Annotated in this window: 9 protein-coding genes; 6 read left to right on the top strand and 3 right to left on the bottom strand. The window is 66.9% G+C overall.

Annotation, left to right across the window (positions count from 1 at the left end; genetic code table 11):
• Window positions 1–26 precede the first annotated feature (26 nt).
• The 6 genes from NM2_RS02465 (at window position 27) to NM2_RS02490 (ending at window position 8686) form a co-directional block, all read left to right on the top strand.
• A complete protein-coding gene (locus NM2_RS02465; protein ID WP_084530423.1) occupies window positions 27–3866 on the top strand; it encodes a lipid II flippase MurJ in 3840 nt (1279 codons plus the stop codon).
• Window positions 3867–4029: 163 nt separating this feature from the next.
• On the top strand, window positions 4030–4662 hold the full coding sequence (sigM, locus tag NM2_RS02470) for an RNA polymerase sigma factor SigM (protein WP_439956828.1): 633 nt from the start codon (window positions 4030–4032) through the stop codon (window positions 4660–4662).
• A 107-nt stretch (window positions 4663–4769) separates the two neighbouring features.
• The gene (locus NM2_RS02475; RefSeq protein WP_157120847.1) at window positions 4770–5711 is read left to right on the top strand and encodes an RsmA family anti-sigma factor; all 942 of its coding nucleotides are present in this window, start codon (window positions 4770–4772) and stop codon (window positions 5709–5711) included.
• Between the two features lie 132 nt (window positions 5712–5843).
• Entirely contained in the window at window positions 5844–6830 is a 987-nt protein-coding gene (gene trxB / locus NM2_RS02480; RefSeq protein ID WP_067663361.1) for a thioredoxin-disulfide reductase, read from the top strand.
• A 25-nt stretch (window positions 6831–6855) separates the two neighbouring features.
• Complete coding sequence (gene trxA / locus NM2_RS02485) at window positions 6856–7182, top strand: thioredoxin (protein ID WP_067663364.1); 327 nt, start codon at window positions 6856–6858, stop codon at window positions 7180–7182.
• A 301-nt stretch (window positions 7183–7483) separates the two neighbouring features.
• A complete protein-coding gene (locus NM2_RS02490; RefSeq protein ID WP_067663368.1) occupies window positions 7484–8686 on the top strand; it encodes an N-acetylmuramoyl-L-alanine amidase in 1203 nt (400 codons plus the stop codon).
• A gap of 362 nt (window positions 8687–9048) precedes the next feature.
• Here the strand turns inward: NM2_RS02490 and NM2_RS02495 are convergent, their stop codons facing one another.
• The 3 genes from NM2_RS02495 to NM2_RS02505 form a co-directional block, all read right to left on the bottom strand.
• Entirely contained in the window at window positions 9049–9801 is a 753-nt protein-coding gene (locus NM2_RS02495) for a GNAT family N-acetyltransferase (protein WP_067663371.1), read from the bottom strand.
• 205 nt (window positions 9802–10006) lie between these two features.
• Entirely contained in the window at window positions 10007–11026 is a 1020-nt protein-coding gene (locus NM2_RS02500) for a ParB/RepB/Spo0J family partition protein (RefSeq protein WP_067663374.1), read from the bottom strand.
• A gap of 4 nt (window positions 11027–11030) precedes the next feature.
• Entirely contained in the window at window positions 11031–12029 is a 999-nt protein-coding gene (locus NM2_RS02505) for a ParA family protein (protein WP_245717813.1), read from the bottom strand.
• Window positions 12030–14173 lie beyond the last annotated feature (2144 nt).

Genomic DNA, 14173 nt, shown 5'->3' on the forward strand with positions numbered 1-14173 from the left:
CGGACGCACGGCCCGGACCGCAACGCGTGCCCGCCCGCACCGAGCGGTCCGAATCCGTCGCGACCGCACAGCAGACCGAGGCCAAACCCGCGAGCGCGAATTCGCGGTTGCTCAGCGCCACCGGTTCGATCGCGATCGCCACGCTGATCAGCCGCATCACCGGATTCGGCAAGCAGGCGCTGGTGCTCATGGCGCTCGGCCCGGCGGTCGCGAGTGCGTACACGGTCTCCAGCCAGATCCCGACGATGATCGAGCAGCTGGTGCTGGGCGCGGTGCTGACCGCCTTCGTGGTCCCGACCCTGATCCGCGCGCAGAAAGAGGATCCCGATCACGGCGCGGCGTTCATGCGGCGGCTGTTCACCACGGCCGCCGCGCTGCTGGGCACCGCGGCGGTGGTGTGCACCGCCCTCGCCCCGGTACTGACCAAATACCTGTTCCTCACCCATGACGGCAAGGTCAGCACCGGACTGACCACCGCGCTGGCCTACATGCTGATACCGGCGGTGCTGTTCTACGGCATGTCGTCGCTGTTGATGGCGGTGCTCAACACCCACGAGATCTTCAAGCCGGGCGCCTGGGCCCCGGTGCTGAACAATCTGACCACGTTGGTCGTGCTGGGCCTGTACATGCTGTTGCCCGGCGAGATCTCGCTGGATCCGGTCCGGATGGGTCAGCCGAAACTGCTGGTACTGGGCTTGGGTATCACCTTCGGCGTCTTCGTACAGGTCGCGAGCATGGTCCCGGCGATCCGGCGAACCGGTATCGACCTGCGGCCGCTGTGGGGTATGGATGCCCGGCTCAAGCAGTTCGGCGGGATGGCCGCCGCCGTCGTGCTGTACGTACTGATCAGCCAGGCCGGATTCGTGTTCGCCACCCGGGTCTCCTCGCACTGGGATGTGGCCGGGCCCGCGATCGTCAACCAGGCGTGGCTGCTGTTGCAGCTGCCCTACGGCGTACTGGGCGTCACCGTGCTCACCGCGATCATGCCTCGGCTGAGTCGCAACGCCGCCGACGACGACACCCCCGCGGTCGTCGACGATCTCGGCGCCGCCACCCGTTTGACCATGATCGCCCTGGTCCCGGTGGTGCTGTTCCTGACCGTGGCCGGGCCGCAGGTCGGCGAGGTGCTGTACGGCTACGGCCATTTCGGTCACGACAACGCGCATCGCCTGGGCGAGGCGGTCAGCTGGTCGGCCTTCACCCTGATCCCGTACGCACTGGTACTGATCCATCTGCGCGTCTTCTATGCCCGCGAACAGGCCTGGACGCCGACCTGGATCATCCTGGGCATCACCGCGGTGAAGATCCTGGTGTGTGTGATCGCACCGCTGGTCGTCAGCCCGGACCAGGTGGTGATGGCGCTGAGCATGGCCACCGGGCTCGGCTTCCTCGCCGGCGCGATCATCGGCGGCTGGCTACTGCACCGCAGCCTGGGTGATCTGCGAATGTCGAACGTCGGCCGCACGGTGACCCGCGTGGTGCTGGCGTCGGTCGCCGGCGCGGCGGTCACGCTGATCGTCGATCAACTTCTGGGCCTGTCGCGGCTACATCACGGGATCGGCGCGCTGTTCCGGGTCGGCGTCGACGGCATCGTGATGTTCGGCGTCGCCTTCGGTCTGATGCGTCTGGTCGGTATTCCGGAGATCGTCGCGATCACGGTCGCGATCTCCCGCAAGCTGGGCTTCACTCCGCCCGCGCCCGACCTCGACCTCGACAGTCCGGCGGGCGACGACCACGCGACAACCCTGCTGCCGCGGCCCGAACTGGCACAGCCGTACTACTACCGGTACGACCCCTACACCGACGCGCAGACCATGGTCCTGCCGGTCATCCGGCCGGAAGCGGTTGACCGTACCGGCGGGGGTGAGTTCCCGTACCCTGTTCGGCAGAGAAACGCAAATGCCGATCCCGGCGGCCGCGGAGAAGCGAATGTCACTTCTTCCGCAGCTCACGGGCCCGGCCGGGTCGGCGACGGGCCAGGTGCGCCGCCGGCATATGGGACTTCGACACACCAGGGCGAAGGAGGAACGAGGGTGAGCGACGATGCGGCGGGCGGCGTCCCTGCCGCGCAAGCCGATGCCACCGCGGCGAGCGCGGTGCGCACCGAGGACGTCGTGCCCGGCGAGGTTCCCCCGGATGATCCGGGTGAGCAGGCGGAATCGGGCGAGGCGCAGAACTACGCCGAAGCTGCTTACGATTCCGCGGACGACGGGCATGCGCAGGACCAGCCGCCACATGATCAGACCTACGACACCGGCATGCTGCCGGTGGGTTCCCCCGAGATGCCGCCGATGCGCGTCGAATCGCCGTCCAAGCGGTCGCAGCGCGGTCCGAAGCTGATCCCGGGCGCCTCGGTGGCCGGTGGCCGCTACCGGCTGCTGGCCGACTGCGGCGGTGCCCGCGGTCTGCGGTTCTGGCAGGCGTTGGATGTGAAGCTGGACCGCGAGGTCGCGCTGACCTTCGTGGACGCCGATCAGAAGGCCGCGGACAATTCCGGGCACGACGGCCCCCAGGCCATCCTGTCCCGCACCCTGCGGCTGGGCCGGATCAACTCCCCGGGCCTGGCCCGCGTGCTCGACGTGGTGCGCGGCAGTTCCGGCGGCATCGTGGTGGCCGAGTGGACCCCCGGGCGGTCACTGCGCGAGATGGCCGAGACCAGGCCCTCGCCGATCGGCGCCGCGCGCGCGGTCCGTGCCCTGGCCGCCGCGGCCGAGCTGGCCCATCGCGGCGGCGGTTCGCTGTCCATCGACCATCCGGACCGGGTGCGGATCAGCGCGTCCGGGGACGCGGTGCTGGCCTTCCCCGGAACGCTCGGCGATTCGGACGCGCAGTCCGATGTGCGCGGTCTCGGCGCGATGCTGTACGCGCTGATCACCGCGCGCTGGCCGATCCGGACCGGTGGGGTGAGCGGTGCGGCCGCCACCGTGGGCGGGCTGAAACTGGCCGATTCCGGTCCCGACGGCACGCCCGTCGAGCCGCGGCAGATCCGCCCGGAGACCCCGTTCGAGATCTCCGCGGTCGCGGTCCGCTCGCTGGAGTCGAACAAGGGCGTGCGCACGGCAGCGACGGTTCAGCACGTGCTCGAACAGGCCTCGGTGGTCGATCAGAAGACCGATTTCATCCCGGTGCTGCGGTTGGGTCAGCGCGCGCAGGCGCTGCCCGACGAAACCCTGGCCGATCCGGAACTGCTGGCCGCGGAGAAGGAACGCTCGCAGCGGATGATGTGGATCCTGGTCGGGCTCGGTGTGCTGGCGGCACTGGTGGTCGGCGTGATCATCTGGTGGCTGCTGAGCGTCTTCGCACCGCCCACCTCCAACGCACCCCTGGACGACCAGCGCAAACTCGGCCTCACCACGGCGGCGGTGGCTCCGGCACCGTCGAACGCGGCCACCTCGGCGCCGGCGAGCAGCGGTCCCGCCGGCGCCGGGGTGCCGGTGCCGACGACCGCGGCCACGGTGTTCTCCCCCGAGGGCACCCCCGACGACCCGAGTCACGTCTCGGCGGTGCTGGACGGCAATCCGACCACGATGTGGCGCACCGACCAGTACTTCCAGCAGTTCCCGTCCCTGAAGAAGGGCGTGGGCATCCTGACCACGCTCGGCAGCCCCAGCAAGCTGACCAAGGCGACCATCAATTCACCGAGTGCGGGCACGGTCGTCGAGGTGCGCACCTCGCCGACCGCCTCGCCCACGCTCGATCAGACCCAGCTGATCGGCCAGGTCACCCTCGGCAACGGCGTGACCAACATTCCCTTGCACAGCGATCAGCCGGTCGGCTACGTCCTGATCTGGATCACCTCGCTGGCCCACACCGGTAACCAGTACCAGTCGCAGATCGCCGACATCCACTACGAGGCCGCCCGCTGATTCGCTCTGGTTGCCTGCCCTTCGAACCTGCCGATATGATTTCCACCGCGCTCTCAGCAGGGGAGCTTCCCGGGATCTGACGTCGCGGTTCCGGACGAGCGGTATGGGCAGATGTCCGATTCCGGGCATGTGTCGTCGAGAGCGCTGTGCCGAGGGGTATGTGTTGCCGTTTGAAGCGATCGAGCGATCCAGCGGGGGGACGTCGGAGGCGTCCGCTGTAGGCAGGCGCCCGATCGATCTGGACGCAGCCACCGATGTCGAACTCCTCGATGCCCACGTCGCGGGCGATCGCGACGCCTTCGGCGTCCTGTTCCGCCGCCACTACAACCACCTGTGGCAACTGGCCGTGCGAACCTGCCGGATCCAGGAGGATGCGGCGGATTCGCTACAGGATGCCCTGTGGTCCGCGCATCGAAACGCCGCCCGATTCCGCGGTGATGCGGAAGTGCGCAGCTGGCTGCATCGAATCGTGGTCAACGCCTGCCTGGATCGCATGCGGCGCAACAAGTCCCGCTACAGCGTGTCGCTGTCGGACGAGAGTATCGCCGAACCGGTCGTGGAACGCGACGACATCGCTCGGCTCGAGGTGTCGATGCTGGTCGACAGCGCGCTGATGCGGCTGCCCGACGATCAGCGCGCCGCGCTGGTGGCCATCGATATGGAAGGGTATAGCGTGGCGGAAGCGGCGCAGTTGCTGGGCGTCGCCGAGGGGACGATCAAGAGCCGGTGCGCGCGCGGCCGCAAACGACTCCAACAGGAGTTGGAATTCCTGCGGAATCCCGGGAACCGGATGTAGTCGAGATGCGTCATTACTAGTGACGGACAAATTCCGTCATACTGGCAGGCTCCGTCCGTTACGGGGCGGCGAGTACCACTGTTCACACGGCCCACCCCGGAGAGGCGATGGATGACAAGGGCGAAGCCGCCGACCATCGGCGTCGGCCCGGGGTGAGCGGTTCGGACGACCCTGGAGGTTCGATGGCGGCACGCTCAGCTCCGCAACCTCCGTTCTCCACGGATCTGCTGGCCGATCTCCATGCCGACAATGTCGCCCCCGATCTGTCCGACCAGCTCTGGCCACAAGTCCGGCGCGATCCGGAAGCTCTGCGATTCCTGTGCTCGCTCGACGATGTCACCACCGAACTGCGGAATCTGGGCCAGCAGCCCGCGATCCTGCATCCGATGCCCACCCAGGTCACCGCGCGGCTGGACGCATTACTCGATCAGCTCTCCTGCGGTAACGCGGCGATAGCCACCGACCCTGCCGCACCGGATGTCGAACCGGCCGAACACGTCGCCACCGTGCATCGCCTGCCGCTGGCCCGCCCGGCCCAGGGCCCCCCGAGAACGCATCCCCTGCCCGTCCTGGACGTCGAGGCCGACGACACCGAGGTCTCCGGCGACGAGACGGCACCCCTGCGAGCCGACCGCAGACGCTGGCGTTGGCTCGCCGCCGCGGCCGCGGCCGTCGTCGTCGTCGGGGCCTCCCTGATCGCGGTGGATGCCGTACGGAGCCAGCAGAGCCCGCCGACCGCGCTACCCACCCAGCAGCCCGGCGACAACGTCCAGATCTCCGACGATCTCCCGGTCTCCCAGCTGCTCGGCGCCATGGGCCGCCGCGATCTGAGCGGTCCGCTCGCCGACCACGCCGCCCTGGCAGGCTGTGTCACCGCTGCCGGTCTGGACCGGTCCGTGCTCGGCGCGATGAACGCCACCTACCACGGTCAGGCCGCGGTATTGATCCTGCTCACCGGCCCGAATTCGCCGAAGATCACTGCGCTCATCGTCGGCCGGGACTGCGGTCCGGGCAATCCGCACGTGCTGGTGACGCAGGACATCGGCTGAGCGAATCCGGCCGAGCACCCGCGGTGCGGTCCGGCTCACACCCGATGCGCTGGTCGTTCGGGGGCGGGAACAACAGCGTTTACCCTGTTGTTGACCGACACGCCTGTTGAAACATTTCTTCGGAAGGGCCTCATGAGTACGCAAGTTCGCGACCTGATCATCGTCGGCTCCGGCCCCGCCGGCTACACCGCCGCGGTCTACGCCGCACGCGCCGAGCTCGAACCGCTGGTGTTCGAGGGCACTCAGTTCGGCGGTGCGCTGATGACAACGACCGAGGTGGAGAACTTCCCCGGCTTCCGCGACGGCATCATGGGCCCCGACCTCATGGACGAGATGCGCGAGCAGGCCAAACGTTTCGGCGCGGACATCCGCACCGAGGACGTCGAGTCGCTGGACCTGTCCGGCCCGATCAAGAAGGTCACCGTCGGCGGTGAGACCTACGAGGCATACGCGGTCATCCTGGCCATGGGCTCGGCGGCCCGCTACCTGGACGTTCCGGGCGAGCAGCAGCTGCTGGGCCGCGGCGTGAGCGCCTGTGCCACCTGTGACGGATTCTTCTTCAAGGGCCAGGACATCGTCGTGGTCGGCGGTGGCGACTCGGCCATGGAGGAGGCGACGTTCCTCACGAAATTCGCCTCGAGCGTCACCATCGTGCACCGGCGCGAGGAGTTCCGCGCCTCGCGCATCATGCTCGAGCGCGCCCGCGCGAACGAGAAGATCCGCTTCGTGCTGAACTCCGAGGTCACGCAGGTGCACGGCGACAGCAGCGTCACCGGCCTGACCCTGCGCGACACACGCACCGGCGAAACCTCCGAGCTCGCCGCGACCGGCCTGTTCGTCGCGATCGGCCACGACCCGCGCAGCGAATTGGTCCGCGGCCAGGTCGATCTCGACCCCGAGGGCTACGTGCTGGTCAACGACCCGAACACCTACACCTCGCTGCCCGGTGTGTTCGCCGCGGGCGATCTGGTCGACCACACCTACCGTCAGGCCATCACCGCGGCCGGCACCGGCTGCCGCGCGGCGATCGACGCCGAGCGCTGGCTCGCCGAACAGGGCGATATCGCCAGCAACACGCTCGACAACGCCGGCCAGCCGGTCGAAGTCTCCGCCAACTGATTCACCGCTCGAGGAGTTCATCACGATGTCCGATTCCACGAAGACCGTCACCGACGCCACCTTCAAGCAGGACGTGCTGGGCAGCGACAAGCCCGTCCTGGTCGATTTCTGGGCGGATTGGTGCGGCCCGTGCAAGATGGTCGCCCCGGTGCTGGAGGAGATCGCGGCCGCGCACGGCGACAAGCTGACCATCGCCAAGGTCGACGCCGACGCCAACCCGACCACGTCGCGGGACTACGAAGTCATGTCGCTGCCCACGATGATCCTGTTCTCCGGCGGCAAGGAGACCAAGCGGATCATCGGCGCCAAGGGTAAGGCCGCTCTGCTGCGCGAGCTCGACGGCATCATCTGACACGCATTCACCTCACGGCGGCGGCGGCGCGGGTTAGGATTTCGTCGCCGTCCGCCGGCGGTGTGTACTGTTCGCACGGCCGGCGAGGCTCCGTGGTTACGCAAAGGCGCGCCATCTCCGGGGTACGATCCTCTGCACTCGCCAGAATTGCAGAAATTCGGTCCGGGTCTGAGACAATCGACCGACGTTCCGGACGTGCGCCCCGCGGGGATCGCGCCCTGGCACACCCCCGAAAGAGCTTCGGGAGTGGACGGTCCCAGAAATGGGTACCCGGGTTGGCGGAAGGAAAGGGCTCTCACGCATGCACCGACTTCGTCACGGCGATACCGGTCCAGCCGTAACAGAGGTTCGGAGCACCCTCGCAAGTCTCGGTTTCCTCCACATGCATCCGCACGGAGCAGACCGTTCCGACGGCCATGGTGAGTTCTGGAAAGAGACGGACGGCGTCTTCGACCACGATCTCGATTCCGCTGTGCGCGCTTTCCAACAGCATCGCGGCCTGCTCGTCGACGGCGTGGTGGGCCCGGCCACCTATCGCGCGCTCAAGGAGGCGTCCTACCGCCTCGGTGCGCGCACTCTGATCTATCAACTCTCCGCCCCGCTGTACGGCGACGATGTGGCCACGCTGCAGCGCCGTCTGCAGGATCTGGGCTTCTACGTGCATCGCGTCGACGGCTATTTCGGCCCGCAGACACACGATGCGCTGACCGCGTTCCAACGCGAGATCGGCCTGTCCGCGGACGGCATCTGCGGCCCCGACACGCTGCGTTCGCTGGATCTGCTGGGCGCGCGCGTCACCGGCGGCAATCCGCACCGGATCGCGGAGGAGGAGGTCGTCCACCGGGCCGGTCCGCAGTTGACCGGTAAGCGGATCGTCATCGATCCGGGGATGGGCGGCCCCGACAAGGGCGTCACCGTGCCCACCGAATTCGGCGACGTCTACGAGTCGGAAATTCTGTGGGACCTGGCAAGCCGGCTCGAGGGCCGGATGGCGGCGACCGGCATGGAGACGTTCCTGTCCCGGCCGTGGGGCGCGAATCCGACCGACGCCGAACGCGCGGAGATCTCCAACACCTTCGACGCGGATCTGATGATCTCGCTGCGTTGCGCGACCAACCCCAGCACCCTCGCCAGCGGCGTGGCCAGCTTCCACTTCGGCAATTCGCACGGTTCGGTATCGATGATCGGCCAGGTGCTGGCCGGATTCATCCAGCGCGAAATCGTCGCCCGCACATCACTGCAGGACTGCCGCACCCATTCGCGCACCTGGGATCTGCTGCGCCTCACCAAGATGCCGACCGTCCAGGTCGACATCGGCTATCTCACCAACGATTACGACGCATCCGTCCTGACCAACCCGCGGATGCGCGATGTGATCGCCGAGGCCATCCTCATCTCGGTGAAGCGCCTGTACCTGCTCGGCCAGGACGACCAGCCCACCGGCACATACACTTTCGCCGAACTCCTCGCCGAAGAACTGGCAGCAGCCGATTCCGCCACATAACCGCCTTCCCGCGACCTCAGCGTGTCGTTGAGTGCAGGGGAGACTGTTGCTTCTGGCCGACATTCGAGTGGTCGGCTACCTATTGCGCGTGCCCGGTGAGTTACCCGTGTGCATCCGAAATCAGTTGTCACGTTGGAGTGCCACGGAGAATACGCTGGCGGCCGGGCGTCGATGACACGATGAGATGTTATCCGAGTGCTTGCCAGATCAGTCGATGCGTTCGGGGTTGTCGTTCGCGGAGTCGGGGCGCCGCCTCCATCATCGGGAATGAGATGGCACCAGAGCGCGATCGGTACCGCGGGCTTGATGGCGACCGCCGGATACGTACTGCCTTGTGGCGGTACGTATCCGGGGCGTCCGTCTTATCGGCAGCCGACTCGGGTCGGGGTGGTGCTTGCCGCTGCGGCGGCCAGGAGTTGGTCGAGAGCGCGTTCGACGTCCTCTTTCCAGAGATGGTCGCTGTCGAGTTCGAGGCGCAGGCGGGGGAAGCGCTGGTGTGGGGCGACGACCGAGAAGCCGACGTCCTCGAGGAATTCGGCGTCGATCATGCAGCCCTCGGGGGAGCAGGCGCCATTGGCCCGCGAGGCCGAGGGCGTTCCGGCCGAAGGGGTTCCGCTGGCGGGGGTATCGATCCGCTCCATCAACAGCATCGAACTGATCGAACGGGTGGGCAGCATCGTGGCGGCGGGATCCTTGCGAATGCCGAACGCCTCGATCGCGCGAACACCACGTCGCATCAGATCGGCCACCACGGCCTGCATCAGCCGATGCGCGACACCGGTGTCCTGGTAGGGGGTTTCGGCGCCCAGCGTGGTCAGCAGGACCGCGTCCGGGCTCACCGGTGAGGTGGGGAACAGGCCCGCCCGCGGTACCGCACTCGGTGGTGAGTACAGCGCACATCCGGCGGGCAGGCCGTCGACGAGTGCGACCTGTCCGCACGAACCCCATTCGAGCATGACAGTGGACAGCCATGCTTCCTTCTCGAAGACCGGATCGCTGAATCCGCGAGAGTCTTCAGCCACGGCGGGGTCGATCTCCCAGAATACGCATCGGCGTGCGTGTGCCGGGAGTTTGTCGAGTCCGCCGAGGGTCAGTGCGGTCACGCTGGTCGACACCGCTCTGCTCAGCCTCCAGCTGTCGGATTCATCCACGCTCACGTGGCATCAATATCTACTCGCCAGCAAGAATAAGCGATCAACACGAACGGCCTCATTTCCGTCGCTGCGCTCGATGGCATACGCCGTCACTGTGACGTTTCAGCGTCAGGGCAATAGTCATCGGGTGCTCATGGATTTTCGCCCAAATATTTACGGTGTCAGACTACTGCTGCTGTTTTTCCATCAGTGTCACGATTCGCTCGAGATCTGCGAGATCCCCGAACTCGACGGTGATCTTGCCCTTCTTCTTACCCATGCTCACAGTGACACGGGTATCGAACGAATCGGCCAGGCGCTCGGCCAGACGATCCAGACCGGGGGCGTAGACAGGCTTGCGCTCCGGAGCGGGCTTGCGCTCCTGTTCCGGATACCGGTTCGCCAGTGTCACGGCCTCTTCGGTCGCACGGACCGAAAGTCCTTCCGCGACAATCCGTTCCGCCAGCTTCTCCTGTGCCTCGGCGCCCGCATCCAACCCCAGCAGCGCACGCGCATGGCCTGCCGACAGGACCCCGGCCGCGACCCGACGCTGCACCGGGATCGGCAGCTTGAGCAGACGGATCATATTGGTGACGACCGGTCGGGATCGGCCGATCCGATTCGCCAGTTCCTCGTGGGTGACGTCGAATTCCTCGAGCAGCTGCTGATAGGCGGCCGCCTCTTCCAGCGGATTGAGCTGCACGCGGTGGATGTTCTCCAGCAACGCGTCGCGCAGCATCGCATCGTCGGTGGTCTCCCGGACGATCGCCGGAATCGTCGCCAGCCCGGCGTCCTGGCAGGCACGCCAGCGACGCTCGCCCATGACGATCTGATAGCGGGCGGGGGAGCCGGATTCGGTCACAATGGGCTCGCTCAGCGCGCGCACCACGATCGGCTGCATCAGGCCGAATTCGCGAATCGAGTGGATCAGCTCATCCAGCGCGTCCTGTTCGAAGACCTGACGCGGCTGCTTGGGATTGGGCTGAATCTCCTCCGCCGGGATCTCGCGGTAGACGGCCCCGGCATCGGAGTCGGCAGCCGGATCGGGGACCCGGTGCAGATATGCCTCCGCAGGATGCGGTCCGATCGGATCGAGGCCGATAACAGCGTTCGCAGCGGCACTTCCGAGTCCCTGTACCTCGGCGGGACCGGTCGGGATCAGCGCGGCCAGCCCGCGCCCTAATCCACCCTTCTTCGCCTGACTCATCGGCTTATCGGCCCCTTTCCTCATTCACATCGCCGTCCTCGGCAACCGGCGTTGCCGTCACCGGACCCGGCGCATAGGTCGCACCGACGGCGCGAGCCGCCATTTCCCGACCGGCATCCAGATAGCTCATGGCACCACGAGAACCGGGATCGTAATCGAGAACCGTCATACCGTAGCCCGGCGCTTCGGACACCTTCACACTGCGTGGAATGACCGATCGCAGCACCACATCACCGAAGTGTCCGCGGACCTCTTCGGCGACCTGATCGGCCAGTTTGGTACGGCCGTCGTACATCGTGAGGACCACAGTCGAGACGTGCAGTTCCGGATTGAGATGCGACTGGACCAGGCCGATATTGCGCAGCAGCTGTCCCACACCCTCCAGCGCGTAGTACTCGCACTGGATGGGGATCAGGACCTCTTTCGCGGCCACCATGGCGTTGACCGTGAGCAGGCCGAGCGACGGCGGGCAGTCGATCATCACGTAATCGATCTCATAGCCGGCCAGATTCGCTTCCTGGATCGCGGTCTTGAGGCGGCCCTCCCGGGCCACCATGGAGACGAGTTCGATCTCGGCGCCAGCCAGGTCGATCGTGGCGGGAATGCACAGCAGGCGCTCGTTGTGCGGACTCTGCTGGATCGCGTCCTGGACAGGGATCTCGCCGATGAGGAGTTCGTAACTCGACGGGATACCGGAGTGATGGTCGACGCCGAGAGCGGTGCTGGCATTGCCCTGCGGATCGAGATCGATGACCAGGACGGTCATTCCCTGCAGGGCGAGCGCGGCGGCGAGATTGACCGCCGTGGTGGTCTTACCGACGCCGCCCTTCTGATTGGCGATGGTGATGATGCGTTGCTCGCGCGGCTTCGGAATGTTCATCGAACCAGGGTGCAGGACCTGACTCGCACGTTGCGCCTCCGCCGCGATCGGCGTGTCGGCGGAGATACTTCCGAAGGGCGTGCGGCTGAAGTCCTCCGAGTCGAAGGCGTTACCCTCCAGCATTCCGGGGACCCGCGAGGTTGTTTCCCGTGAAACTTTTGCCGGACCGTTCGACATGCAGGCTCCTAACCCGAGAACTTCAGACACGTGCCGGGCGTGGCTTCGGCGCCACGCGGCTCGAGTAGGCGGAGCGCCGCCATGTTGCGAGACCGATAGCCATCCGGCGAGCTGCCGGGCACCGATAAAATGCGCTCACACTCAACGACACTTAGCTTGCCAGTACCGGACGCAATACGGAAGTTGAACCGCGGCAATCCTTCTCCAACACGCCGATAATCGGACATTTCGTCTGCGCACTTCGCCCCCGCGCACACCCTTCGCGATGTTTCACATGAAACCAACACCCCCGAACCCCGCGTCCAGACACCCACCCACCCTCCACCACAAGACCTCTCACCCTTCCACTGCCGCACGGATAGGGGAGTGGCTTACCCATCAAGCCCAGTCGTCATCCCAGCCGGAATCGTCATCTACCGCTGCCCCTCGGGCACTGCCTCTTCGGCTCACTACCCCTCGCTCTCACTCACTCTCAGGCCCACTGACTCTCAGACCCACCGTCCGACTCGCGGGCCCACCGTCCTTCGGGTCCACCGACTCTCAGCCCCACCGACTCTCAGCCCCGCCGACTTTCGGGCCCGCCGACTTTCGGGCCCGCCGACTTTCGGGCCCGCCGACTTTCGGGCCCGCCGACTTTCGGGCCCGCCGACTTTCGGGCCCGCCGACTTTCGGGCCCGCCGACTTTCGGGCCCGCCGACTTTCGGGCCCACCGACTTTCAGCCCCACCGACTCTCGGGCCCGCTGTACCTCAGACCGGCTTACCTCCCGCCTACCGCCCCTCCCGCCTACCGCCCCTCCCGCCTACCGCCCCTCCCGCCTACCGCCCCTCGCGCCTCTCCGACCCACCCCCCTCGGGCCACTCACTCTCGGCCCCCCTGTCCCTCAGTCTCAATGCACCTCAGTCTCAATGCACCTCGGCCACACTCGCCCCCGTGCCCACTCACGCTCGAACGCCACTGGCGATCCGCTGCCCCTTAGAGGTCTCCTGACCATCGAACTGGCTGCGAGAAAAGTAACTCGCGTTCACTGCCGCGGGACAAGATCGCGATCCCGGCCAGCTATGGACCGCCGCCCTGTTCGTCCGCGGACAGTCCCATGGCCCCATAGACCATCCGAACCCAACCTGTCCGACCTGTCTGCCGGCCACCGGTCAGCCGACCCGATGCTCCTGACACCGACTTCCCTGTCCGCTCTGGGTCCAGCTGTCCTCGGTCCACTTGTCCCCGGTCCGGCCGCTCCCTCTCAGTCAGAGACACTCCCGCTCGACTGGTCCAAACCCCTGAAGCACCTGTCAGATCCGGCGCATTTCACCCCGGCACGTCCCCGGACGAACCTGCTCTCGGCCACGACATCTCATGCAGCACGTCCCCGCCCCCGCTCCGCCCGCTGTACCTCCATAAAGGCTCACAACTCCACCCACGGTCCAACCGATCCACCACAGCCCGCCCCTGCTACCCACCTTGCATCTCGGTCCACCACGACGTTCACAAGGAACACCCCCCTTCACGACGCACCTGGACCGACAGCACCAATTCCGATCGAACCCACCCACTGACCTACGCATCCCGCAGTCCGCCACCTCCGGCACCCCAACACCACACCGCCCCTTGCTGACATTCCGCCGCCGGTCCGCCACATCGTTCAATTCGCCACATCTCTCCGTCGGGCGCACCACTAGGCCCGACGCACCGCCCACTCCGACGCACCACTCGGTCCGGCGTATCACTCGGCCGGGCACACCACTCGGTCCGGCGCATCGCTCAGTCGGACGCATCGCTCAATCGGACGCATCGCTCGGTCCGGCGCATCGCTCAGTCGGACGCATCGCTCAATCGGACGCATCGCTCGGTCCGGCACACCGCCCAGTCCGGCGCACCGCTCGGCCCGGCGCATCGCTCAGTCCGGCGCATCGCTCAGTCCGGCGCATCGCTCAGTCCAGCGCATCGCTCAGTCCGGCGCATCGCTCAGTCCAGCGCATCGCTCAGTCCAGCACACCGCTCGGCCCGGCGCATCGCTCAGTCCAGCACACCGCTCAGTCCACCGCATCGCTCGGCCCGGCGCATCGCTCGGCCCGGCGCATCGCTCAGTCC

It is taken from the genome of Nocardia miyunensis NBRC 108239 (assembly GCF_001613065.1).
GTDB lineage: Bacteria > Actinomycetota > Actinomycetes > Mycobacteriales > Mycobacteriaceae > Nocardia > Nocardia miyunensis.

Coding starts and splice junctions, on each gene's coding strand:
- trxA (WP_067663364.1), top strand. CDS start 6,856: ATGTCCGATTCCACGAAGACCGTCACCGACGCCACCTTCAAGCAGGAC.
- trxB (WP_067663361.1), top strand. CDS start 5,844: ATGAGTACGCAAGTTCGCGACCTGATCATCGTCGGCTCCGGCCCCGCC.
- NM2_RS02500 (WP_067663374.1), bottom strand. CDS start 11,026: ATGAGTCAGGCGAAGAAGGGTGGATTAGGGCGCGGGCTGGCCGCGCTG.
- NM2_RS02505 (WP_245717813.1), bottom strand. CDS start 12,029: ATGCTGGAGGGTAACGCCTTCGACTCGGAGGACTTCAGCCGCACGCCC.
- NM2_RS02490 (WP_067663368.1), top strand. CDS start 7,484: ATGCACCGACTTCGTCACGGCGATACCGGTCCAGCCGTAACAGAGGTT.
- NM2_RS02475 (WP_157120847.1), top strand. CDS start 4,770: ATGGATGACAAGGGCGAAGCCGCCGACCATCGGCGTCGGCCCGGGGTG.